This window comes from Steroidobacter sp. (assembly GCF_036402275.1).
GTDB lineage: Bacteria > Pseudomonadota > Gammaproteobacteria > Steroidobacterales > Steroidobacteraceae > Steroidobacter.
The window spans coordinates 51,526-74,899 of record NZ_DASWTF010000026.1 but is presented as its reverse complement, the minus strand read 5'-3'; the positions used below and the strand labels follow the sequence as shown (position 1 = coordinate 74,899).

General features: G+C 62.2%; 18 protein-coding genes and 2 pseudogenes. 10 read left to right on the top strand and 10 right to left on the bottom strand.

What is annotated here, in order from left to right; all coding sequences use genetic code 11:
- Positions 1-69: 69 nt before the first annotated feature.
- Entirely contained in the window at positions 70-567 is a 498-nt protein-coding gene (locus VGD45_RS12005) for a cytochrome P460 family protein (protein WP_331155543.1), read from the top strand.
- Positions 568-621: 54 nt separating this feature from the next.
- On the opposite strand, the gene VGD45_RS12000 is transcribed toward VGD45_RS12005, so the two are convergent.
- From VGD45_RS12000 to VGD45_RS11980, 5 genes are all read right to left on the bottom strand, one after another.
- Positions 622-1,629 carry a TIGR00266 family protein gene (locus tag VGD45_RS12000; protein WP_331155542.1) on the bottom strand — a complete coding sequence of 336 codons (1,008 nt, stop codon included), beginning with the start codon at positions 1,627-1,629 and terminating at the stop codon, positions 622-624.
- A 9-nt stretch (positions 1,630-1,638) separates the two neighbouring features.
- Entirely contained in the window at positions 1,639-2,322 is a 684-nt protein-coding gene (locus VGD45_RS11995) for a TIGR00266 family protein (RefSeq protein WP_331155541.1), read from the bottom strand.
- A 3-nt stretch (positions 2,323-2,325) separates the two neighbouring features.
- Positions 2,326-2,994: a TIGR00266 family protein gene (locus tag VGD45_RS11990; protein WP_331155540.1), complete on the bottom strand. Its 669-nt coding sequence runs from the start codon at positions 2,992-2,994 to the stop codon at positions 2,326-2,328.
- A complete protein-coding gene (locus VGD45_RS11985; protein ID WP_331155539.1) occupies positions 2,991-4,175 on the bottom strand; it encodes a M48 family metallopeptidase in 1,185 nt (394 codons plus the stop codon). Before VGD45_RS11985 ends, VGD45_RS11990 begins: the two co-directional genes overlap by 4 nt.
- 1,034 nt (positions 4,176-5,209) lie before the next feature.
- A complete protein-coding gene (locus tag VGD45_RS11980; protein ID WP_331155538.1) occupies positions 5,210-5,752 on the bottom strand; it encodes a hypothetical protein in 543 nt (180 codons plus the stop codon).
- Between the two features lie 213 nt (positions 5,753-5,965).
- On the opposite strand from VGD45_RS11980, the gene VGD45_RS11975 reads away from it, so the two are divergent.
- Positions 5,966-6,214 carry a BON domain-containing protein gene (locus VGD45_RS11975; protein ID WP_331155537.1) on the top strand — a complete coding sequence of 83 codons (249 nt, stop codon included), beginning with the start codon at positions 5,966-5,968 and terminating at the stop codon, positions 6,212-6,214.
- Here VGD45_RS11975 and VGD45_RS11970 read toward each other — a convergent pair.
- Both VGD45_RS11970 and VGD45_RS11965 read right to left on the bottom strand, forming a co-directional pair.
- Complete coding sequence (locus VGD45_RS11970) at positions 6,188-14,755, bottom strand: GH36-type glycosyl hydrolase domain-containing protein (RefSeq protein ID WP_331155536.1); 8,568 nt, start codon at positions 14,753-14,755, stop codon at positions 6,188-6,190. The two genes, VGD45_RS11975 and VGD45_RS11970, sit on opposite strands and share 27 nt — an antisense overlap.
- A 302-nt stretch (positions 14,756-15,057) precedes the next feature.
- Positions 15,058-15,615 carry an OmpA family protein gene (locus VGD45_RS11965; protein WP_331155535.1) on the bottom strand — a complete coding sequence of 186 codons (558 nt, stop codon included), beginning with the start codon at positions 15,613-15,615 and terminating at the stop codon, positions 15,058-15,060.
- Between the two features lie 234 nt (positions 15,616-15,849).
- Here VGD45_RS11965 and VGD45_RS11960 point away from each other — a divergent pair, with 234 nt between their 5' ends.
- From VGD45_RS11960 to VGD45_RS11935, 7 genes and pseudogenes are all read left to right on the top strand, one after another.
- The gene (locus VGD45_RS11960) at positions 15,850-15,972 is read left to right on the top strand and encodes a hypothetical protein (protein WP_331155534.1); all 123 of its coding nucleotides are present in this window, start codon (positions 15,850-15,852) and stop codon (positions 15,970-15,972) included.
- 137 nt (positions 15,973-16,109) lie between these two features.
- Positions 16,110-16,850: a type I methionyl aminopeptidase gene (gene map / locus VGD45_RS11955; RefSeq protein ID WP_331155533.1), complete on the top strand. Its 741-nt coding sequence runs from the start codon at positions 16,110-16,112 to the stop codon at positions 16,848-16,850.
- Between the two features lie 185 nt (positions 16,851-17,035).
- On the top strand, positions 17,036-18,109 hold the full coding sequence (locus tag VGD45_RS11950; protein WP_331155532.1) for an aldo/keto reductase: 1,074 nt from the start codon (positions 17,036-17,038) through the stop codon (positions 18,107-18,109).
- Positions 18,110-18,113: 4 nt separating this feature from the next.
- Positions 18,114-18,587, top strand: a pseudogene (locus tag VGD45_RS34110) (nuclear transport factor 2 family protein); the annotation flags it as partial.
- A gap of 15 nt (positions 18,588-18,602) precedes the next feature.
- Positions 18,603-18,851 (top strand): annotated as a pseudogene (locus VGD45_RS34105) (Atu4866 domain-containing protein); the annotation flags it as partial.
- Positions 18,852-18,901: 50 nt separating this feature from the next.
- Positions 18,902-19,819: a LysR family transcriptional regulator gene (locus VGD45_RS11940; protein WP_331155530.1), complete on the top strand. Its 918-nt coding sequence runs from the start codon at positions 18,902-18,904 to the stop codon at positions 19,817-19,819.
- A 229-nt stretch (positions 19,820-20,048) separates the two neighbouring features.
- On the top strand, positions 20,049-20,792 hold the full coding sequence (locus VGD45_RS11935) for a BON domain-containing protein (RefSeq protein ID WP_331155529.1): 744 nt from the start codon (positions 20,049-20,051) through the stop codon (positions 20,790-20,792).
- Between the two features lie 3 nt (positions 20,793-20,795).
- On the opposite strand, the gene VGD45_RS11930 is transcribed toward VGD45_RS11935, so the two are convergent.
- On the bottom strand, positions 20,796-21,206 hold the full coding sequence (locus VGD45_RS11930; RefSeq protein ID WP_331155528.1) for a hypothetical protein: 411 nt from the start codon (positions 21,204-21,206) through the stop codon (positions 20,796-20,798).
- A 305-nt stretch (positions 21,207-21,511) separates the two neighbouring features.
- Between VGD45_RS11930 and VGD45_RS11925 the strand changes: the two genes are divergently transcribed.
- The gene (locus VGD45_RS11925) at positions 21,512-22,486 is read left to right on the top strand and encodes a hypothetical protein (protein WP_331155527.1); all 975 of its coding nucleotides are present in this window, start codon (positions 21,512-21,514) and stop codon (positions 22,484-22,486) included.
- A gap of 128 nt (positions 22,487-22,614) precedes the next feature.
- Here the strand turns inward: VGD45_RS11925 and VGD45_RS11920 are convergent, their stop codons facing one another.
- Entirely contained in the window at positions 22,615-22,788 is a 174-nt protein-coding gene (locus VGD45_RS11920) for a DUF378 domain-containing protein (protein ID WP_331155526.1), read from the bottom strand.
- Entirely contained in the window at positions 22,782-23,288 is a 507-nt protein-coding gene (locus tag VGD45_RS11915) for a hypothetical protein (protein ID WP_331155525.1), read from the bottom strand. The genes VGD45_RS11920 and VGD45_RS11915 overlap by 7 nt, the downstream gene beginning before the upstream one ends.
- Positions 23,289-23,374 lie beyond the last annotated feature (86 nt).

The following is a 23,374-nucleotide window of genomic DNA, read 5'->3' as shown; positions in this document are numbered from 1 at the left end:
CCGAATCCCGCCAGCGCCCGCGGGGGTCTGGCTGGACAATGGCGCTTGCAAGGAATCAGGAGTCAGTGCGTGAACAAACTATCTAAGATCGGATCGATTGCGATGGCGACGGCCTTGGCCACGGGCTGGGTTGCGATGACCTCCGCCAATTCGCGGACGCTGCCGTCATACCCGAAAGGGTATCGCCAATGGGCTCATGTGAAGAGCGCACTGGTGAGCGAGGGTCATGCGGAGTACGAAAGCTCTGGAGGCTTTCGTCACATCTACGCCAACGACCAGGCTCTGTCGGGTTATCGATCCGGCAAGTTTCCGGAAGGATCCATCATCGTCGTCGACTGGCTGGCGGAGCGGGACAGCGGGGGCATGTTCGAGGAAGGGCAGCGGCGGCGTGTCGACGTGATGATCAAGGACAGCCGAACGTTTGCAAGCACGGGTGGCTGGGGCTTCGAGCGGTTCAAAGGCGACAGCCGTACCGAGCGGATCGTGAAAGATGTGAGCTCGCAGTGCTTCGCGTGTCACGCAGGTCAGAAGAGCGCGGATTTCGTCTTCAGCACCTTGCGTGACTGATGTGTCAGCGAGTGCGTCGACCAATGTCCACTGCAGGTCGACGCACTATGTGGCTTACTTCTTGGTCGGCCGGAACGGCCACACCCACGAAACCAGCGGACCGACCTTGCGTGTCTGAATCCAGACGCGCCCCTGGCCGGAGAAGCGGCACACGAAACCTTCGCCCGAAAAGAACAACGATTTGTAACCGCCCACCTTGGTGACGTTGTATTGCAGGCCGTCGGTGAAGGCGACGATGTTGCCTGTGTCGACGACGTACTCGCCGCTCACGTCGATTTCGATGATGCCGCCATAGCTGCTGAACCACAGGTCGCCCTGACCCTGGCAGCGGATGAGGAACAGGCTTTCGCCGGAGAAGAAGCCTTTCATCAGTCCCTGCCACTTGCTTTCCACGGTCACGCCGCTGCTCGAGGCGACATAGGCCGAGTTCTGCAGATAGATGGTTTGATCCTGCAGATAGACATGACGCAGATCGCCGGGAGCGCCGGGAGCGATGCCGATCTCGCCCGGCCCGCCCTGGGCAGTGAACTCGTTGATGAAAATAGATTCGCCGGTCACGAAGCGGCCCAGACCGCCGCGCAGGCGTGTCTTCATCACCAGGTTCGTGTCCATGGTCGCCATCGCGGAGGCTTCCACTTTCAACGTCTGATTCGCGGGGATCTGCACAGTGAGGAACGCGTAGTCGGGCTGACCCTGCACGTTGAATTTCATACCGCGCGGGTCAGGAACCAGAACCTTCGCTGTGGTGGCGGGCGGCGTTGACGCGACAGCCGCCGGAGCCTGCTGAGGCTGCGGAGCGGAAGCAGCAGGAACGGAGGCGACAGCAGAGGCAGCGGCGGGCTGCACGGTTGCCTGCGCACCAAGCTGGATGATCGCCGCACACAACTGCTCCGCCGTTGCACGGTCGACGCCTTTCTTCACCACCGAAGGCTGACCTTTCAGCAACCCGGCGGCCCTGGCCATTTCGAGCTTGAAGCGAGCGGCCAGCGAGCCGATCACCGAGTCGAGATCGTGCCCGTCGACGACCGTGCCGCTGAGGACGACATTGAATTGCGCTGACATGACTTGTTCCTAACGATTGCGTGCGCGCAGAGTCGGGGTCAGCGCGGAGCCGAAGCTGCGCTGATTGTTCGACTGACACCAGACGGTGCCCTTGCCCTGGAACTTGCAGACCAGTCCTTCGCCGCCGAGGATCGAATGCAGCCAGCTGTCGCCGGCCTTGGTCAGCGTGAACTGGAGCGTCTCGTTGAACGCCACGATGTGGCCGGTATCGACGATGAACTCGCCATCGACCGGTTGCTCATAAATGGCGCCGAACGAGTTCAGCAGCACTTTGCCGGTGCCCTGCAGCTTGACCCAGAACAGGCTCTCGCCCGAGAGCAGCGTTCGGAATCCCTGCCAACCCATGCCGACTTCGACGCCGTTCTCGGCGGCCACGAACGAACCGCCCTGCACGATGAGACTCTCGCGTTGCAGAGTGTGGGTCATCATGTCCCCCGGCAGCGGCGTGCCGAGCCAGACTTCCGAGCCTGCGCGCCGGGATTCGAAGTGATTCAGAAACAGCGACTCGCCGGCGAACAATCGCTTCACCGTCTTGGTGAAGCTGCCCGAACCGCGCTTGTGAGTCGTGGTCGTGATGCCGACGTCGGCGCTCATCGCGATCATCGCGCCCGCTTCAGCCGTGACCGTTTCACCGGCGTCGAGTATCAACTTCGCGGCGCTGTTGCCTGGTCTGTGTACGAGTTGGATATCCATGCGTCAGCCCCAGAGTTTCGGATTCAGCCAGCCGGTGAGCCCGCTCAGGCTGCGGGTTTGAATGACGATGCGGCCTTTGCCGACCACGCGCGTGACCAGGCCTTCGCCGCCCATGACGCTGGAGATGAGGCCGCCGGCGAGTTGTAACTTGAGCGTGATGCCAGGCTCGTAGGCGACCAGATGGCTCGAGTCCACGATGTACTCGCCGTCGATCTGCCGTTCGATGAGCGCGCCGTAAGCGCCGTACCAGACTTTGCCAGGGCCGGTCACCGAGATCTTGAACAGACCTTCCTTGGCGATGAAGGACACGATGCCGGCCCACTTCAGGCCGATCTTCACCGACTCATCGCACGCCAGGAACGCGCCGGGTTGCAGATAGTAGGACTCGCCCGCGGCGAGCTCTTTGCACTGCATGTCGCCGGGCGTCGGCTGCACCAGTGTCAGCTGCTTGGGCGTCGATGTGCCATTGTGAAACCGATTGATGAAGATCGACTCGCCACCGAACAAACGTCGGGCGATGGCGCCGAACAGACCGCCGTTCAGTTGGGTGCGCATGGTCAGGTCGGCGGCCATGCTGGCCATGGCGTCGGACTCTGCAACGATGGCTTCGCCCGGCGCGAGCGTCACCTGCAGGTGCGCGAACGCGGGGGCTCCATCAATCTGCGTCTTCATTTCGCGGTCTCCTTCGCAGGATGCTCGGTTTCAAATTCACGAATACGGGTCTTGAGCGCATCGAACGTCGCGCTCATGTCTCGGAAGGGGCCCTGCTGGTGGGCTGCCTTTTCGCGCATGCGCTCGATGCGGGAGTCGGTGGTGGGATGCGTAGCCAAAAACTCGGGTATTTCCGTAAGCATGGCCCCGGCGTCGTCGCCGACCTGCTCGCGGACTTTGGCGCGAATTTTTTCTTCTTCAGCCTTGATCTTGTCGAAGAAGGACACCATGCCGCGACCGTCGATACGCGCGCGCTGTAACAGGTCGAAGCCTTGCGCATCCGCCTCGTTCTCGAAGCCGCGCGAATATTTCTGCGACAGCAGGAACGGCGCGGCGCTCGCAATGGTACCCAGCAAGCCGCTGGCGTCGCCCAGTGCGGCCTGCAGGGTCAGAAACATTCCGGTGGAGGCAATAACGTTGCGTGTGCCGTGTTGAGAGGTCACATGTGAAATCTCGTGAGCCAGCACGCCCAGAACTTCTTCCGCCGAATCGGCACGCAGCAGCAGTTCCGAATGGACGACCACATAGCCGCCGGGTAGCGCAAACGCGTTCAGCGAGGGTTCGCGCGCGACGTAAAAATGAAACTTATAACGAGCGTCCGGCAGTGCCTCCGTCAACACGCCCGTGAGCTCGGACAGCAACCTGGCCGTCTCCGGATCCTGGATCATGTCGGCCTGCACCTGGTATTGGCCCATCGCGGTCTTGCCGAGTTGTTCCTCCCACGAGGCAGGGATCTGCCGGGCTGCGATGCCCGTGAGCCAGGCCATGTTGAGCAACAGCGCGACGGGGATCGCAACGATCACCGCGGAGATTGCAGCCAACATCGTCCAGTTATGCACCCGCTTGCGACGCATCTTGCCCAATGCGACCGTCAACTCGGGATGAGCGGTCAACACGGGATCACGCAGGATCGCGCGATCGCTGGTGTAGAGCGACCAGTCTGGAAAGTCCGGATGTGCGATGAAGACGATGCGATCGCTGGCTCCGCCCAGCGTGAGCCGGGCGCCCTCGAGGGGCAGCGTCACCGACTGCGTGTCATTGCGGAAGCAAAAGCCGGCCGCGCCGACGCTCAGATCGCCGGAGGCACGACCTTGAGCGAATGCTTGGTGAAACGCATGGGCTGGATAGAACGAGTCCGACATCCGCTGTGATCGAATTCTTTTGTTGGGTTTTCATAATGCAACCCAATCGTCGGCCGGCAATGTAAGTGAAATTCAGGAACGACAGCGAGGACAACATCACATTTCTGCAATCGCGTGGGGCGGCGCCCAGGGGTTGTCACAAATCAGGAACACGGGCTCTTACATTGCGTCTTTGTTCGGAGTGAGGGCGGGTGTCAGGGCACTGTTGGTTTTTTCGTTACCTTGAGTACCGCGATAGGAGGCTACGCCGTTATCGGCGACTGCCGGAGCCGGACTATGGGCGTATCTCACCACGACTGAGGCAGTGCAGTCGAAGTCATTGGGCATGGACGTGGCGCGATGAATGTTTGCATCTCGGCGCGGATGTGATTTTTCAGCCCAGCGGCCCGCGGTTGGTAGCGGACCATGTCGTTACAGCCGGTGAGCGCCTGTGGTGCTCGCTCGCGTACGTCAAAAGAGATATCGGCGTGATTCCCGGGCTCGGGAATGCAGCGGAACAACGTCTCGAGAGCACCATACTCGGATGGTCGTCATCGCCACCGTGGCGATGAGGCCCCACAGCAGCAGACGCCCAAGATTGTCGGCGAACAGGTCGGCCATCCAGACACGCTCCTCCGTCTCGAGGGCGAGCGCGGCGTTGGGCAGTCAGGGTCTCGGCTTATCACGCCTGAGCCTGCCGTTCCTCGTGGGCACGCTGTCTACCCAGGATCGCAATCGCGCCGTGGTGGTCGGGTACATTCTGTACACCCTCGGTGGATGGTTGTTCGCGATGCTGTATTTCCTGTTCTTCGCGAGCGTCGGTCGCGCCACGTGGTGGCTCGGCGCCTTAGTCGGTTGCTTGCATGGTGTGTTGTTGCTCGTCGGAGAGCGCTGCCGTTGCTTCCATACGCGCATCCGCGCATGGCATCCGAATATGACGGCCCGATCGATTGTCGGCGTGGCGCCATCACCATCCTGGATGCGCCGCCGCTGGAGCGGGTTTGATGCGCGCGGCCTCGGACCTGATCCGGCGAAAGAAGATGCGCAGCGCCGATTCAAGCCGCAGCAGGCGAAATCGTGGCTTGTTTATGGGATTTCGTGTCGACCAGGCAAATTCGCTGGCCCTCCGCGTTACGAACATAGATGTTCCAGTGTGTGACCACCGCTACCGATGCCGCCGTCAACTCGGTCACTACTCCTGCGGCGAGGTCGACGACCAGAGGCGGCGCGTCCTTCGCGCAAGCGACCACCAGCAGCTGTCGTGCGCCGTGTACGAGCAAGTCGCCTGGCTTGAGCGCGGACTGCTCGTGAGAATCGGTGCGGACTTGCTCATACAGATTGGGCTCGACGCTGAAGTGTCGTCCCAAATCCAGCACCCACCGCGCGGGCTGTTGCGCGGGCGAGAGCTCAGTTCGTATTGCCCGCAAGGCGCCACGGTCGGTCCGGAAGGACACCAAGCGGGCCGCGGACGGGTCCCCGGCTCGATGAGCCGCGATGGCGAAATGTTGCTCGACCTCGGCGCCGTTCGACCCGATCAGGAGCAATGATCCGGGCCGCACTTCCGCAAGCGGCACATGGGTCAAATGAATGGCATCCATGGAATCCTCCGGGCCAGAGGCGTCTGCTTCGAGCGGATGTTTAATATGCCTAGGGTGGAAGTTTCCTCTGCTGGCGCCGAAGGCTCTGTGCGGTAACGAACATTGGCCTGGTGGCGCGGAGTTCAACTTGCTCGAGCGAAGACGCCGGGCCGGCAGCTATGGCATTCCTGCCGCGGAAGGCGCATAAGAAGGTAATTGACAGCGGAGATCGTCATGAACACCCAACAGCCGATAGGAGAGGCGATCACGGACGGTGTCATCACGGCGAAAGTGAGAGCCGCCTTGGGAGAGGATCCGCTCACCGCCAGCTATGCCATTTGCGTCGACACGCTGCATGGAATCGTCGAGCTCACAGGCTTCGTCGACACGGAAATCGTGCACATCGAAGCATTGCAGGTCGCGGAGCACGTCCGGGGCGTGCGGCGCGTCCGGGATCTACTGGACGTGCGCCGCCTCGACTGAACCGAGAGTCAGCTCGACGCGATGAAGGGTTCCGTCGTCCAGTAGCTGTATGCGCGATTCGCCTGCGGGCAGCGAGACTCCGTCGAGAGCGACAGCAGTCACGCCACGATTGACGCCATCGGGATTCACGACGGCGATTTCATAGCGCGCCGATCGATATTTGAAGACCACGTCGAAGCGCGGCCATTCTTTCGGAATGCAAGGCGTCAGCAGCAGCTGCGTTCCCTGAACGTGCAAACCGAGAATGGCTTCGATGCCGGCGCGATACAGCCATCCCGCGGAGCCGGTGTACCACGTCCAGCCGCCGCGTCCCACGTGAGGAGCCACTGAGTAAACGTCAGCGGCGACGACGTACGGCTCCACTTTGTAACGGCGCACCGCCGTGCGTGTGCTCGAACGGTTGATCGGGTTCAGCAGTGAAAACAACGCGGCTGCCTCGTTTCCCAGTCCCAGCTGAGCGAAGGCAATGACGGCCCACGCGGAGGCGTGAGTGTACTGTCCGCCATTCTCCCGAATGCCGGGTGGATAACTTTTGACGTAGCCGGGATCGAGCGACGTGCGATCGAACGGCGGCGTGAACAGCAACGCAAGACCGTCGTCCGGCCGGATGAGCAACTCATCGACCGCCGCCATGGCTCGAGCGGCGCGCGTCGCATCCGCAACGCCCGAGATGACACTCCAGGACTGTGCAATGGAGTCGATGCGGCACTCGTCGCTGGCTGCCGATCCCAGCGGCGTACCGTCGTCATAGTATCCGCGCCGATACCAGTTGCCGTCCCAGGCTTCGCGTTCGAGCGATTCGCGTAGCTTCGCGGCGTGAGCCAGCCAGCTCTGGGCACGCGCAATTTCGTTCCGGGCGATGGCGAAAGGTGCGAAGGCGCAGAGCGTCGTGTGCAGAAACCATCCGAGCCAAACGCTCTCGCCGCGGCCATGCTCGCCGACGCGATTCATTCCGTCGTTCCAGTCACCGGTTCCTATCAATGGCAAGCCGTGCGCACCGAGCGCGAGGCTATCGTCCAGAGCGCGAGCGCAATGCTCGAACAATGTCGCGGCGATATCGGAAGTGTTCGGCTGGAAGTACGCGTCGTCCTGCCCTGGCTCCAGCGCGCCGCCTTCGAGATACGCGATGCTTTCATCCAGGATCGCGGCGTCGCCGGTTCTGGTGAGGTAGTGCACGGCGGCGTATGCCAGCCAGACCCGATCGTCGCTGATGCGCGTACGAACGCCTTGCCCGGTCGTTGGCAGCCACCAGTGCTGCACATCGCCTTGCGGGAACTGACGGCCGGCTGTGCGCAGCAGATGTTCACGAGTGAGCGTTGGCTGCGATGTCACGATCGCCATCCCGTCCTGCAACTGGTCGCGGAATCCGTAGGCGCCGCTGGCCTGATAAAACGCCGAACGCGCCCAGATACGACAAGCTAAGGTTTGATACTGCAGCCAGCCATTCAGCATCAGATCCATGGAGCGATCCGGCGTTTTGACTCGAATCGCCCCGAGCGCCTCGGCCCAGAAATCCTTGACGCGGACGAGCACGGCATCGAGATCGACGTTGCGATAGTGCTTCAGCAGCAACTGTGCATCGGCCGCGCTCGCGGCCTCTCCCAACAGAAAAACAATCTCGATGCATTCGTCCGGCTCGAGCGTGATTGCCGTCTGCAACGCGCAGCAGGGATCGAGCCCGGCTCCGACGCGCCCGGAGAGCGGAGCGTCGCCGCTCAGCGCGGCCGGTTGAGCGAGCGTGCCATGCCGGCCGAGGAACTCGCGGCGGTCGCCAGTCCATTGCGTTTGCCGATCAGCGAGATCTGCAAACGCGACGCGCGAGGCGAACTGCGAATTCCAAGGATTGCGAGCGAACATCGCGCCGGTGCGCACATCCATTTCCGTCACGACGAACGGCGCGGACGCGGCGCGTGAGGTTCCCAGAACCCATTCGACGTAGGCAGTCACGGAGAGGCGCCGATTCCGCGTCGAAGTGTTGCGGATCCGCAGGCGAGATATCTTGATGGAATCCTCTGGTGGAACATACATCAGCAGATCGAGCGCGACCTCATGGGCGTGATGCTCGAAGACGCTATAGCCGTGGCCGTGACGAACATGATAGGGCGCGCCGCCATCGCAGGCCGGCGCGAGACTTGGGCCCCATAGCGCTCCGGTATCCTCATCGCGCACGTACAGAACTTCTCCGGGCCGATCGGTTACGGGATCGTTGCACCAGTGCGTGAGCTGATTTTCGCGGCTGTTGACCGACCAGGTATAGCCGCCGCCATCGGCCGAGACCTGAAAGCCGAAGTGCGGATTGGCGATCACGTTGATCCATGGCGCCGGCGTCGTCTGTCCGGCATCGAGCGTGACCGCGTACTCGCGCCCGTCATCGGCGAAGCCGCCCATGCCGTTGAAGAATTCCAGTGTCGGCGGCGCCGTGACGCCGGTGCGAGTGCCGATACTCGGCCTCGACCGCCTCATTCCTGTCGGAACGTCCGCAGCGCCGGAGCGACGGTGAAGTTGATCTGCAAGCGTGCCTCGCGCGCCGATGAAAACCGCTCGCGCAACTGACGACAACGTCGCACGCGTCTCGGCGGAAACCAGATCGGTGCGCAGCACGAAGACTGAACCCTTTGTGTTGTCGACATGAAGCTGCGGTTGCGATTGGCGCGTGCGGACCATGCCCTCGAGAGCAACCTGCAGGTCCTGCACATAGGAAGCGGCGCGCTCGTTCAGGATCACCAGATCCACGGCGAGTTGCTTCAATCGCCAGTACTCATGCGCCTGTAGCAGTTGCCGGGCGATTGCCATGTCTTCGATATGCTCGATCCGTAACAGCACGATCGGCACATCGCCCGAGATGCCATGCGCCCAAAGGGCGGGGCGCGTGCAACCGCCGCGTTGAATCGCTGTCGAGGAAGGCCTCAGGGAAGCATCGGCGAGCAAGACATGGCCGGCGACACATTGAAACAAGTGTGCTTCTTCCGCGGTGATGCCCAGGTGATGGAGTTGTACCTGCGCCTGTGTCCATGCCAGCGTGGCGGCGCGGCCGAAGGCGTTGGGATCGCGATGTTTGTCGAACAGGTTCAGCACGCTGGCGCGAGTGGCTGAAGCGCAAGTCCAGAACGATAGCCGCGCCATCGCTCCTGGCTGGATGCGGACCCGGTGTCTCAGCGCGAACACCGGATCGAGGACGGCGCCGACGGTATTCGACAGCGGCCGGCCATCCATAACTGCGACCGGTTCATGAACTTCGCGGCCTCGCCCGAGAAAGCGGGCGCGATCGGTTTCGTATTCCAGCGTCCCTATGAGGGCGCCTTCGACGGCCACGTGATGGGCCGCCCAGATTTCGGGCTCGGTGCTGGAGCGCCGTCGCCTCGTTGCCAGCAGCACGCCAAGATTGGCGACGAACTCGGTCTGGACGAACAGCTTCGAGAACGCGGGATGAGCCGCATCGGCCGCGGGTGGGGCAAGCGTGAGCTCGCTGTAAGAGGTGACATCGAGATCGACTGCGATACTGCCCGTATTCGCAATCGACACACGTCGGACCTCGGCATTGTCCTCCGGGGATACGACGACCTCGAGGCTCGTGATGAGGGTCGCGTCGACGCGGGCGAACTCCGCCCGGTCTTCGCTGAATATGACTTCATAACTGTCGGGCTCGACGCCGCACGGTTGAAAGCCGGCCGACCAAACAGCGCCGGTGGCGACGTCCCGCACGAACACGTAGCTACCCGAATCATCGCGCGTGGCGTCTTCCTGGAAACGCGTTATGCCGATGTCGCCCCACCGGCTGTAACCAGACCCGGCGCCGCTGAGCATCACCGCATAGCGTCCGTTCGAGAGAATATGTGTCTGCGGAGTGGCGGAGTGCGCTGTGTGAAGCCGTCGCAACGTCGGCAGTTGTTGCTTGTCGCTACGCGCGGCGGCTTTCATTTCTTCGGCTCGTGGATGAGCCACGGACACATCGCGCGGTGTCCGCTCGTGCAACAGCAACTCGGCCGCCTGCACCATGGCGTCGAAGTGGAATCGCGCACGCATCCTTCCGTCGAACAAAACATTGGCGGCAGCCACGACGGTCATTCCTTGATGGTGCGCCATGAATGCCTTGACGATCACGACATCGGCGCCCTCTGGCAGGCGGGTGCGTGTGTAGTCGAGTGCTTCATAGAAGCCGTACTTGCCGAGCGCGCCTACACTGGTAAGGCGCGCATAGTTCTGCATCGCCGCTTTGGGATCGACCATGGCGGCAAGAGCCGTTGCGTACGGCGCGATGACGAGATTCTCGCTCAGGCCGCGCTTGAGCCCGAGGCCCGGCACGCCGAAATTGGAATACTGATAAGTGAGCTCGAGATCGCGCGCGCCGTAGGCAGATTCGGAGACGCCCCAAGGAACGTCCAGCGATGCGCCGTAGCTCATCTGTCGGCGCACGATGAGGCGGCTGGTCTGCTCCAGCAGGCTGCCTGCCGGTGCGCGCATGACGAGCGATGGCATCAGGTATTCGAACATCGAACCTGACCAGGAGATCAGCGCCGCGCCACGTCCGACGGGCGTGACTGCGCGACCGAGCCTGAACCAGTGGCTTGCCGGCACATCGTTTTTCGCGACGGAGAAGAAGCTCGCGAGACGCGCCTCGGATGCCAGCAAGTCGTAGCAACTCTCATCGAGCGCGCCCTCTGGCACACGATACCCGATGGAAAGCAGCTTGCGTTCGGGATCGAGGAGGAAACCGAATTCCATCGCCAGGGCCAGCGCGCGTGCGGTGGCTGCCAGCGCCAGCAGCCGTCCCGGTATGTTCTGGTCCGCGTTTGCCCCCGCGTCGATATCGCGTTGCCAGCTTCCGATCGAGCGCTGCGTTGCCTCCGCCCAGAAGAGCAGGTCTTGGTACGCCGACGCATCATGTTCGCTCGCCAGGGCGCGAGCCCCGTCGCACAAGATGGTCGCTTGCGTGTCGGCGTGGACGAGGGTAGTCGTGATATCTGTTGTCGGAGTGTCGCGCTCGAAAGCTGCGGATAGTTCCGTCACGGCCGCTGCCAGCTGGTGCCGCGTGAGCGCCTGAGTGCGATCATCGTCGGGAAGTTTCAGCAAAGCATCGCGGACCAGATGGACGGCATCCGCCACTCCGCCGAAGTGAGCCGCGGTGTCGATCGGGACACGAAGCCACTCATGACATGCATTGGCGACTGTGGCCAGGTGCGCGGCCAGATTGCCGCTGTCCACCGAAGATACATACTGCGGTTCGAGCGCTCGCAGATCGCGCGTGTCATACCAGTTGTAGAAGTGGCCGCGAAAACGTTGCAATCGCTGCATGGTCGCCAGCGTTGCTTCCAGGCGTTCGACGCTTTCCAGCGTTCCGGTCCAGCCGAAGTCGCGAGCACTGACGGCGCACAGCAGATACAAGCCCATATTGGTCGGCGACGTACGATGCGCCACCACGGGTTGCGGATCCTCTTGGAAGTTGTCCGGCGGCAGCATGTGGTCGTCGGCGGTGACGAACGTTTCGAAATACCGCCAGGTGCGACGCGCGATCAGGCGTAACGCCCGACGGTCGGCGGCGGAGACCGGCAGGCGACCGGCGACCAGCGGCGATTCGCTGATCCGTCGTGCGATCGCAGGCGCCGCGGTCCATAGCACTACGAAGGGCAGCGCCACCCAGATTGTTTCGAACTTGCCGAAGGCGACCAGGGCCGCCGCACTCAGCGCAGCCAGCACGCTTGCGCTCATGCGCCGGTAGACGCCAGCCAGGCCCGGTTGCGAGGCGAGCTGCGATTGAGCCGCCGTGACCCACTCGAGCAAGTTGCGTCGGCTGACGGCCAACCGGTACAGCGTGCGGCCGATGGCGTCGAACATGAGCCATGCCTGATGCGGAAGAAAAGTGATGAGCAAAGCGATTTGTTTGCAGGCGAGTGCCACGTCCTGACTCCAGGCAGTCAGATGACTGCGGGCGATGACGCCGCGTCGAGGCACTACCGCCGCCAATGCCGGCAAGAGCGCCGGTAGTGCGATCGCCGTTAGCACGAACGCAGTCCAAAGCAACGCGGCGTGCAGCGACAGCAGCCAGCCGGTCAGCAGAGCGAGCAGGGCCGTCGGAGGAGACAGACTGCGGCGCAGGTTGTCGAACATCTTCCATTGGCCGAGCAGCGGCAACCCGCCAGTGCCGCGTCGAGATGCGTCGGGTCGACCGAGCAACCAGGGCAGCAACTGCCAGTCGCCGCGCGCCCAGCGATGACTGCGTGCCGCGGCAACGTCGTATCGCGCGGGAAACTCTTCGATGACCTCGATGTCCGAGACCAGCCCGGCGCGTGCGAAGGTGCCTTCGAACAGGTCATGGCTGAGCAGCGAGCCTGCCGGGACCCGATCGGCCAGCGCCGACTCGAACGCGTCGACATCGTAAATGCCTTTGCCGGCGTACGAACCTTCGCCGAACAGATCCTGGTAGACGTCGGAGACGGCCGCGCCATACGGATCGATACCGGTCATGCTGGAGAAGGTGCGTTGGAACAGCGAGCCTTCACGACCGGTCGGCAGCGAAGGCGTCACCCGTGGCTGAAGCACGCCGTAGCCTTCGACGACCCGGCCGGTGGTCGCATCGAATCGAGCACGATTGAGTGGATGCGCCAGCTTGCCGACCAAACGTCGCACGGCTTCTCTGGGCAAGCGTGTGTCTGCGTCGAGTGTGATGACGTAGCGAACATCAGGCGGCACCGGCGGCATCCCGGTGTCGACACTGACGAACGTCGTGTCGACGGCGCCACGCAGCAGCTGATTCAACTCATGCAGTTTGCCTCGCTTGCGCTCCCAGCCCATCCAGTGCTGCTGGCTCTCGCTCCAGGTGCGACGGCGATGCAATGCATAGAAGCGCATCCCCTGCGACGGAGCGTCATGGACCCGGTTCAGACGAGCGATGCCGTCAGCCGCAATCTGCAACAGAGCTGCGTCGTCGGAGGTATGCTCGGTGGCCGCGTCGGTCCAGTCCAGGAGCAGCGCGAGATGCAGCTCGCCGTGCGTGGAGGCGAGGTAGTGAACCTCGAGTCGTTCGAGCAATGTTTCGATAGCTTCGCGCGTGGTCAGCAGCGCCGGCACCACGATCATGGTTCTCATGCTTGCCGGAATGCCCTTACGCAGCGACAACCCAGGCAACGTCGTTGCGCCGAATCCGCGCGTAACTGCACGGTTCACCAGGGCAACCGATACGTCGATGGCCGGAATCATTCCCAGCAGTGCGCACACCGACAAATACGACAGCGCGATTCCCTGGGCCGCCAATGCGGCCAGCGGCGCCGCGATGATGAGCACAGCGAGCAAGAGCACCGAAAGAATGTAGCCGATGGGTCCGGCTGCATTGCTCAGGGTGCGCGGCCAATGGTTCAGCGGTGCACGGTATCCAACGACTCTTTCAAAGGAGGGGCGTCCGCGTCCCAGGAGATGGTAGCCGGGGTCCCGCTTGCGTGGCTCGTCGGGATCCGACGCGGCGACCGAGCGGGTGGCGGCGATCAGCGCATGCGTTACTTCCAGCTCGCTGTACGCGGAACGCCGGGACAAAGTCTCGATGGCGCCGCGATACAGGTTGCGGGTGGCGAAATCCATTTGCGCCAGGTCGGTATCCCTGCACAGAGCTGCCTCGACCAGGCTCACGGCTTCGAAGAATTCCGCCCAGTTCACGTCGGAGATCAGGCGCATGCTGGTGATGATGTTGCGTACGGTGACGTTGGTCGCGCCTTGACGCTGGTGCTCGTCGTGGACGATCTGATCGGATGTGGTTCCCCGCGCGATGAGTTGCTCCTCCAGCCACTGCAGCGCTGGCGTTACGCGTGGATCCTGATCGCGCAAGCGCTTCACCACCTGCACCACGAACGACGCGGAGAGCTCGCCATGCTTCTGGAAGTAACGAAACAGCGCCTGCTGATCGATCGTGAGTTCGTTCACTCCGAGCAGTCGGTCGGCGACTCGATCGGCCTGCTCGCGTTCGGCTCGACCGCTCACGATGCGTTCGGCGGCGCGGCGGAGGTTTTCCACCAGCACGATGCGCAGCGTGATCGCCATCGCCCATAACTCGCCGATCGTCAGCGGTTGCACCACTTGATACGCACGAACGAAGCGGCGCAACGCCTCCAGATCGAAGCGGCTGTCGCTGTGCGCGACGCAGGCCCACGCCATGCCGAGGACACGCGGGTAGCCGGCGAACGGGCCGTCCGCAAGCCTCGGCAGCTGTCGATAGAAGCTTGGCGGCAGGTCGTTGTGGATCTTGCGGATCTGTTGTTCGATCACATGATAGTTGTCGACCAGCCATTCACCCGCGGGTGTGATGTTGCTGCCTTTGCTCGCCGCCAAAGTGATGGTGCGATAAGCCGCCAGCAGCACCGCTTCGTTATTGCTCAGGCGTGTATTGAGCGACCGCCTGCGTTGTGGGCGCGTCGTAACGGGTTGCGACTGCGCCAGGCTTTCAGCGTGCTGTTCGAGTCGTGTGATGCTGAACAGCTCCTCACGAATGATCGCGGAGCTATTCCAAGGCGGCGCGGGCCGCTGCCAGCGAGGCTGGCGAAACAGGAACCATTTCAAGGAGGTGCTCCGTGGCGTACTTCTGTGGGTGCGCGTGGAAGCGTGAGATCGATCGCGCTCGTCACTAGGCTGTAATTGGCGGCTATCGTTGCATGCTCCGGTGAGCGCCGAGGCTGCCGCCTTCATTTTCCCAAACTCTCAGGGCGGCCTTTTGCTGCTGCTCTTCGGCGCTCTGCTCGCGCAGCGAGGCGATCGAGCGCGACATAGCAGCGTTGATCCATGGGTTCTCGCGCCAGCAGCCTGTGTATCGGCGGTGCGGCGTGGGCCAGCGGTTTGCGGTCGTAGGACGGCGCATGTGCGGTTCAGCCCGACGTCGAGGAATTTTCGATGATCACCTCGACTCGTCGCAGGGGTTGCTGAGCAGGGGCAGAGCCGTCGTCCGGGAGAGCTGCACGATTGCCGCGTACAGTGAATCGACTCGGAGCGATCCCTTGTTGGACGAGATAGGCCTTGACCGCCTCGGCGCGGCGCTTGACCAAGGCCAGGTCGTACCGATAGCCGCCCGCGCCCGCATAGCCATCGATCGTCACGGCGCGCTCTGGATAGTTCTCGAGAAACCCGGCCAGGGCGTTGAGCCGGTAAAGGCCGCTGCGGCTCAAGGTGGCGTCGTTGGTGGTGAACAGTGCGTCGCCCAGCGTCAGCAACAAGCCACGGTCGATGGCCTCGGCCTGCAACTCGTCTATCTCATGGCGCAGTCGGTCCGCGTCACGACGGGCGTCGGCGTTCACGTCGCGCCGGTGTTCCAACTTCTGCTTTTGGTCACGGGCCTCGCTCTGGGCTGCGGCAGTGCTGTTGGCCGCGCAGGCCGCCAGCAGTATTGCGCTCGAAATGCCGAGGGCAATCGCGGAACGTCGGCGCAAACGACGATGGTAGATGGAGGGCAAGACGGTTCTCCCGCGAAGATGCGAACGGGGACTGTGCGCCCGAGCCGTCCTATGCGTCGGTACGGTAGCGAACTTAGCGAGCGTTGTGCCCGAGCCGGGCAGGATCGCGGCTGTGTTCGGGCGGACTATGTTCGTTATCGCACCGACGCCCGAAGGACGACCTGAGTCAATGATCGATCGCCGTTGTGGCGAGAAATCAAAAGGTGACCTATGAGCAAGGGCGAGAATCGAAAAAAAGACGAGAAGAAAAAACCGACCAGGACGCTCGACGAGAAGCGTGCGGCGAAGAAAGTAAAAAGGGCCGAGCGGGCGGCGGCGCGCACCTTCATATAGGGGCTGTTTGGCGGGCCATCGTGGCTACCGGCTGACCTCCGGACGATTTACGTTGCCGAAATGCCCGGTTCACGTTGGCCGGCGGATCGTGATGCGGTAAAAAGCTCAGGAGGTGTCTCCCGGTTGGGGAATGAACGATGTCGATCAACGACGAGCAGGACATTGAAGGGTTGAAACGCATTGGCGCTGTGGTCGCCGAAGCCCGTGACGCCATGGGTGCGCATGTCGCGCCGGGCGTGACTACAGCGGAGCTCGACGCTATCGGCAAGCAGATTCTGGACCGTTACGGTGCGCGGTCAGCTCCGCAGCTCGCCTATGGATTTCCGGGCGCCACCTGCATCAGCGTCAATGATCGGCTCGCTCATGGCGTCCCCTCGCGGGACTGTGTGTTGAAAGCCGGAGACCTGGTCAATATCGACGTTTCCGCGGAGCTCGATGGCTACTGGGCTGACACTGGGGCGAGCTTCCCCGTTGGCGCGGTCTCGGCGCAGGCGAGCGCGTTGCTGAGTGCGACACGTCTCGCGTTGGAGGACGGCATGTCGAAGGCGCGGGCGGGTGAGCCTCTGCGTAACATCGGGCGCGCCGTCGAGCGGCGAGCCAAGCAGTGCGGTTTTCAAGTCATTCGCAATCTCTGCGGCCATGGCGTCGGACGTTATATCCATGAAGCGCCGAGTGTTCCGAACACATACGATCGCGACGATCGAACCGTGTTGCGAGCAGGGCTCGTCATTACTATCGAGCCGTTTCTTACGACCAGCGCGACCATGGCCGTGGATGACGCCGATGGGTGGACCCTCCGCACACCCGACGGCAGCCGCGGTGCGCAGTTCGAGCACACGTTGATTGTGACCGGCGGGCGGCCGATCGTCGTCACCTGACCGGATCGATGAGCCATCCGGGCGAGATTCATGGCCTCGCGCCGTGAGCCGCGGCCCGTCAGATCGGCATTCATTGGTTAGAAAACCTTACCTCAGCGTCCAGCGGTGAGCAGTTCTCTTCGCCGTCTGCCGGACTTAACTTGTCCGGCAGGCAGCGAAACCTCCTGCACTTCGAGGACTGAGAGATGAGTTCACTTGACGAGTACCGCCTGCTGGGCCGCTCTGGCCTGCGCGTCTCACCGCTTGCACTCGGCACAATGACGTTTGGTAAGGACTGGGGCTGGGGCGCCGATGCAACGGAGGCGCGCCGCATCTTCGATATGTATGTGGATCGCGGCGGCAATTTTGTGGACACCGCCGTGAACTACACGGATGGCGCTTCTGAAGAACTGCTCGGCGAGTTCATGCGCGAGAAGCGTGAGCGCCTGGTGATCGCGACGAAATTCACGATGGCGCGCCAGCCGGGAAATCCCAACTCCGGCGGCAATCACCGACTCAACATGCAGCGTTCCGTCGAGCAGAGCCTGCGGCAGCTCGGCACGGACCGAATCGATTTGCTCTATGTGCATGCCTGGGACTTCACCACGCAGCCCGACGAGGTGATGCGTGCACTCGACGATCTGGTGCGCACCGGAAAGATTGTTTACGCCGGCATCTGCAACACTCCTGCCTGGCGCATCGCGCAGTTGCAGACGCTTGCGGAGCTACGCGGCTGGTCGCCCCTGGTTGCCCTGCAGATCGAATATAGCCTCATCGAACGCACTGTAGAGCACGAGCTCCTTCCGATGGCTGCAGCGCTTGGAATGGGCGTGCTGCCTTGGTCGCCGCTCGGTGGCGGCGTGCTTACGGGAAAGTACACGCGCGCGGACGTGACAGATTCACGCGAAGCCAGCGTGTCAGCAACACGCAAAGGCGTCATTGCCTCTAGCGGCCAGCTGAGTGAGCGCACATTGAGGATTGCGGACGTTGTCCGTGAAATGGCCCAGGAGACCGGTGCGACACCTTCGCAGATCGCGCTGGCCTGGACCCTCTCGAACCCGGCCGTGACCGCGCCAGTCATGGGCGCACGCACGATTGCGCAGGCGGAAGACAACCTCGGTGCACTGAGTGTGTCGCTCTCCGACGAGCAGCGCGCACGCCTCAATGAAGTCAGTGCAATCGATCCGATCTTCCCAGCGCGCTTCGTCGATCGGCCACTGGTACAGCAGCTCATCTTCGGCGGCGCCAAGGTCGCGCGCCGCTCGTTGGCGGCGGAGTAGGGCGATGAGGCGCGCAGGACTGATCGCCATGACCGCTGGCTTGATTCTCGCGGCCGCTATAGCCGGATCGAGCGAACCTCAACACCGTACCGAAGACAACCGGCGCATCGTCACGGCGGCATTCGATCGCTGGGCGAAGGGTGGGGCGGGGTTCTTCGACGAAGTGATCGCTCCGAATGTGGTCTGGCGCATCGAAGGATCGAGCAGCAGTGCCGGTGTTTTCCGCGGCCGAGCCGACTTCATGGAGAAAGCTGTCCGCCCATTCACGTCGCGTCTCTCGTCGAACGTGCGGCCAATCGATGTACGAATCTTCGCCGACGGAGATCACGTGATCGCGCACTGGGAAGGCCGCGCCGTTGCTCGTGATGGGGGCGAGTACAGAAATCGTTACGCGTGGATATTTCGCATGCAGGACGGGAAGGCGGTCGAAGTGTGGGCCTTTCTCGATCTCGCACCTTATGACGATGTACTGCGCCGTATTCCGGCGCCAAAGGAGCAAACTATGTCGACTCATCCGTATGTTGGCATGTGGGTCACCGATGACGGGAACATCCGCCACGAGCTGTTACCCAACGGTCGTTACGACGAAGCGCGCGGGCGGCGGCAGAGCGCCTATCAGGGCCGCTATGAAATCACCGGTACTCACATCGAGTATTGGGACGATACCGGGTTCACGGCTGACGGCGACTTCGTGGACGAGAACACTCTCCATCACGGCGGAATGATTTTCCGGCGTCGCTGATCGAACAAGAGGTTGCCGCGATCGAGAGGCTCCGGTAGGTTGTCGAACCAATGGCAGTCGATCTGAATGGCGTCGCGGTATTCCTTGCAGTCGCGGAAGCGAAGAGCTTCACCACCGCCGCTCGTCACCTTGGCGTCACTCGCTCCGCCGTGAGTCAGACGATTCGACGGATGGAAGACCGTCTGGGTATCGCGTTGGTCCAACGCACGACTCGGAGCGTGAGTCTCACGCAGGCTGGCGAGGAACTCTATCGGCGCGTCGCGCCCGCGGTCAGCGAAGTCGGCCTTGCGCTCGACGCCACGCGCGATCGCGAGGCTGCGCCTTCGGGCCTGCTGCGGGTCGCGGTGTCCTCCATCGCGGAGCGTTTCATCTCGGGTCCGCTGCTTGCGAGCTTCGTCGACAGCCATCCTGGCATTCAGCTCGACATCACCATCACGGACGAGGAGTTCGACATCGTGGCCGAAGGCTACGACGCAGGCGTGCGGCTCGGTGAAGTCATCGAACAGGACATGATCGCCGTGCCGGTTTCGGACAACCAGCGCCAACTGGTCGTTGGCGCCCCATCCTATCTCGCACGCCATCGCCCCCCGAAACATCCAAAAGAATTAGCCCGGCACTGCTGTATCGGCTGGCGGCCTTCACCGCGCGCCCAACCTTATCGTTGGGAATTCGAAGAAGACGGACGAGAGTTCGACGTGGCCGTCAATCCGCGAGTCACGACGAACGACATGTGGGTCATGGTTCGCACGGCGGTCGCCGGCGGCGGGCTCACGTTCGGCATGGAGGAAACGTTTCGGCCGTATCTCCAGCGCGGCGAGCTGGTGCCGCTGCTGGAAGCTTTCTGCCCGCGATTCCCCGGCTTCTATCTCTATTTCCCTGATCGCAGAAACCTGGCGCCCAAGCTCCGCGCGCTGGTGAGCCACGTTCGACATTCGACGAGTTCTTCCAAAGCACAAAAGCGTCGCTAGCACAGGCCGTTGCAGTCGCGGAAACGGTTGCATCGCGCCATGGCGCTAACTCTACAAGCGTGGCGGCTTTATCGAGTCCGAACACGATCGATGTCGGCGGAGCAAATCTCCGGAACCAGTGCTTTCAGTCCCGCATTGCCAGCGAGTGCGGAACATCCGTTTCAGCGCAGTCGACTTCCGGTGGGCTGCTGCAGCGGCTCACCTCAACCATTAGATGAGGAGTTCTGCCATGGCACTGAGAGATTTATGGCGAGGCCGCGAGCGTCACGGCGAGGATCGTGATCGCCAATGGGGGCGCTCGATGAGCGAAGACTGGCGTAGCGGTGAGGATTGGCGCGACGAGGGTCGCTATGGTCGCGAGCGCGGCGGGGTGTTTGGCTCCTCCGAGCGCGAGTACAGCGGCGCGGGTCAGCGGTGGGGAGAAAGCAACTGGAGTCCTGAGAGCGACTACTCTTCACGCCGCTCTTACGGTCAAGGTGGTTATGAAGGTTACGGCGAACGCGACGAGGGTCGCCGATTCGGTTCCGGTAGCTACGGTCGGGATTATGAGCGTGGGGAGTACGGCCGAGGATATGGCGGTGGCTACGGTAGCAGCCAACGTTATGGCGGTGGCTACGGCAGTAGCCAAGGTTATGGACGGGGTGGTGGATATGGATACGGCATGGGTCAATTTCGCGGCCGCGGACCGCGCGGCTATCAGCGTTCCGACGATCGCATTCGTGAGGACGTTTGCGAGCGCCTGACCGATGATCCAGAAATCGACGCCTCGAATCTGGAAGTCACAGTCAAAAACGGCGAAGTCACGCTGTCAGGATCGGTGAGCTCGCGTGACGATAAACGTCGCGCGGAGGAATGCGCCGAAGACATCAGCGGCGTGAAGGATGTGCATAACACGCTGCGAGTATCGATGGAGCAGGGCGGCAGCGAGCAGATGTCGACACAACAAACGACGCAGCAAACAGCTCGTCACTAACTGTCAATCGGTTCGGGAGGCGCGCTGCTCGGCGCGCTTCCCACGCGATTGAAAGTGCCTGCGCAAATCACGAGCCACGAATCCGATGACTATGATGTCGGCGAGCAAGGCCGCGGCAATGAGCGGGGTGCGATTGCCCGTGTCTGGTTCGCAAACCTCATGACGCTCTCGCGGCCGACGCTGCGGATGGCTGGTGAAGCAGAGCCGCTCCTGCGTGAAGGCCATCCAATTGAACATGACGACCACCGCGAGCAGCATCAGGACCATCACGTTGCGCATCTGGTTGATCCAGGGGAGGTCCAAAACGTACAAGCCGACGCCCACGAACGGCAGACTCACGATGGCGAGCACCCAACCAGGCACATGCAAGCGCGATGGATCTATAGGTATCCAACCGAGGCCCATCAATAGCATGTAGGCCCCTGGAAGCAGGAACGGCGACGCTATCAGAGCCCGGATGGCGAGTTGGCGAGCGGAGGTTTGCGAAGCGGACGGCATTCGCGCAGTGGACGACATGGCTGCCCGTCCGGCAAGGACTTGCGTCTCGCTGTAAACATCGTCCGTTCATGCGCGTCTCCAAGTTCTGAACTTGGTGAAACGCTCGAAATAAAGCCACGGCCTGAAGGTAAAAAACACGACTCGTGGCGTTCGGTGTCGCGCCCATTCAGCTAGGATGCCGGGCGAATGAACAAGCCGCAGGAGCGGCATCCGGCACACGAATGAAGAACTATCCACGCACTATCGGCCTCGTGATCGGGGCGTTGTATGGGCTGCTGCTGCGATTGATGTTCGAGTGGGATGCCTTACACAACGAGTACGAGATCGTTTCCACCTCGTTTCTGTTGCTGGCGCCGTTCGCCACGGGCGCCATCGCCGTGTTCTTTGGCTCTCGCGCCGGCCGTCTTTCGGTGGGTGCGCAGATCGGCACGGCCATCGGCACGATGGTGTTCTTCCTGATCGCGATGTTCGTATTGTTCATCGAGGGCATGATTTGCATCATGCTGGTGCTGCCAGTCTTCATGATCGCCTCGATCATCGGCGGTCTCGCGATGGGGCTGGCATTGCGGCTCGTCAGGTACAACGGTGCGGTTGTGAGCTGCTTCGCGCTGCTGCCGGTAGCGTTCGCGCCTTTGGAATCGCGGCTGACGCCCGATTCGCACGAGCGCACTGTGGTGAATACCGTCGTGATCGACGCGAGCGCCACGGAGATCTGGAACAATCTCACATCGGTCTCGAACATCGAGAAAGAGGAACTCGGTTTCTCTTACACGCATGCCATCGGTGTACCGCGCCCGTTGCAAGCGGCGATGGATGGTGCCGGCGTTGGCGCGGTAAGAACGTCGCAGTGGGAGAAGGGCGTGCAATTCAAGGAAGTCGTTACACAGTGGCAACCTCCCTACCGACTTTCCTATGACTTCGACATTCCGCCCGGCTCGATCCCGCGCGATGCGCTCGATCGGCATGTGGAGATCGGCGGCGAATATTTCACGGTGGTCTCCGGTGCCTATACGATCCGTCCGCTGAGCGCCGAGCAGTGCGAAGTGACGCTACAGACGACGTACGCGAATCGCTCGAACCTGAAGCTCTACGGCGATCTATGGGGCGACTTCGTGTTCGACGATTTCCACCAGTCGATACTGCGACTCATCAAGCATCGGGCCGAACGCGAGTCACGGGCGCAGGAAACTACATAAGCATTCGAGCGTGTGTTGATCGTTAGACCGCACGGCAGGGTGCACCCGATCATCCGACTTGGGAAGCGCGCTGTTGGCGCGCTTCCCCCTCGAGGACCGACCGATCGTAGGGTACTCCGGCAATCAGCTCACACGTGCCGCGCGGCAGCTTCCGCTCGAGGCTCGTCGATCTGGAAGGCGCGTGACAGCGGCAAAATTTGATACAGCGCCGACAGGCCGACCAATGCATAGATCAGCCTCGCAGCGGCCGTGTCGGGTCCGAAAATGGCTGCGACCAGGTCGAAGTACGCCTCGCCTACCACTCCGATGTAATTGCAGTCCGATGCGGTTTGCGAGGAAGCGGCTGTAGTACGAGCACGAGCTGCACGCCGAACTGCGGATCGTATTCGCTCTGCTCCAGCGCGATCACTGAATTCAGCCCCTGAAAATGCGCGAACCGCCACTTGTAGGGCTTCTCGTAGGTTCCCTCGGCCAGCGTGGTAGGAAAGCAGGCGCGGAGCGCCGCGAGGGCTTGCTCGAAGCTCGCGTCGAATTCGCGGCGAAGCTCATCGTCCTCGAGCATCTCATCGGCGTCGTAGTCGTCATCCTGCTCCAATCGACAAATGAGCGTGATGGGCTTCGTGGTGGTGTCGAGGACGAGATACGTCCCTTCATCTGGATGCTCCACATCCCACAGGCCGACGCCGTCGTCGACCGGTGCAGGCCAGCCTGCCTTGACACAAGCCTCGGAGAAAGTGCCTGCCGAGAGCGTCGCTCCATCGAGAGCTCGGACGATGGGCAGGACTCGCTGAATGGAAGACATGAATAACCTGCGATGGGGCCAATGTAGATCGATTAGAATACATTCAACTCGGCGTCGGTGGCGACTACCATTCCGCAGATGACGAT

Coding starts and splice junctions, on each gene's coding strand:
- VGD45_RS11980 (WP_331155538.1), bottom strand. CDS start 5,752: ATGGATGCCATTCATTTGACCCATGTGCCGCTTGCGGAAGTGCGGCCC.
- VGD45_RS11940 (WP_331155530.1), top strand. CDS start 18,902: ATGGCAGTCGATCTGAATGGCGTCGCGGTATTCCTTGCAGTCGCGGAA.
- VGD45_RS11960 (WP_331155534.1), top strand. CDS start 15,850: ATGAGCAAGGGCGAGAATCGAAAAAAAGACGAGAAGAAAAAACCGACC.
- VGD45_RS11925 (WP_331155527.1), top strand. CDS start 21,512: ATGAAGAACTATCCACGCACTATCGGCCTCGTGATCGGGGCGTTGTAT.
- VGD45_RS11985 (WP_331155539.1), bottom strand. CDS start 4,175: ATGTCGGACTCGTTCTATCCAGCCCATGCGTTTCACCAAGCATTCGCT.
- VGD45_RS12000 (WP_331155542.1), bottom strand. CDS start 1,629: ATGTCAGCGCAATTCAATGTCGTCCTCAGCGGCACGGTCGTCGACGGG.
- VGD45_RS11995 (WP_331155541.1), bottom strand. CDS start 2,322: ATGGATATCCAACTCGTACACAGACCAGGCAACAGCGCCGCGAAGTTG.
- VGD45_RS11975 (WP_331155537.1), top strand. CDS start 5,966: ATGAACACCCAACAGCCGATAGGAGAGGCGATCACGGACGGTGTCATC.
- VGD45_RS11930 (WP_331155528.1), bottom strand. CDS start 21,206: ATGCTATTGATGGGCCTCGGTTGGATACCTATAGATCCATCGCGCTTG.
- VGD45_RS11990 (WP_331155540.1), bottom strand. CDS start 2,994: ATGAAGACGCAGATTGATGGAGCCCCCGCGTTCGCGCACCTGCAGGTG.
- VGD45_RS11935 (WP_331155529.1), top strand. CDS start 20,049: ATGGCACTGAGAGATTTATGGCGAGGCCGCGAGCGTCACGGCGAGGAT.
- map (WP_331155533.1), top strand. CDS start 16,110: ATGTCGATCAACGACGAGCAGGACATTGAAGGGTTGAAACGCATTGGC.
- VGD45_RS11915 (WP_331155525.1), bottom strand. CDS start 23,288: ATGTCTTCCATTCAGCGAGTCCTGCCCATCGTCCGAGCTCTCGATGGA.
- VGD45_RS11950 (WP_331155532.1), top strand. CDS start 17,036: ATGAGTTCACTTGACGAGTACCGCCTGCTGGGCCGCTCTGGCCTGCGC.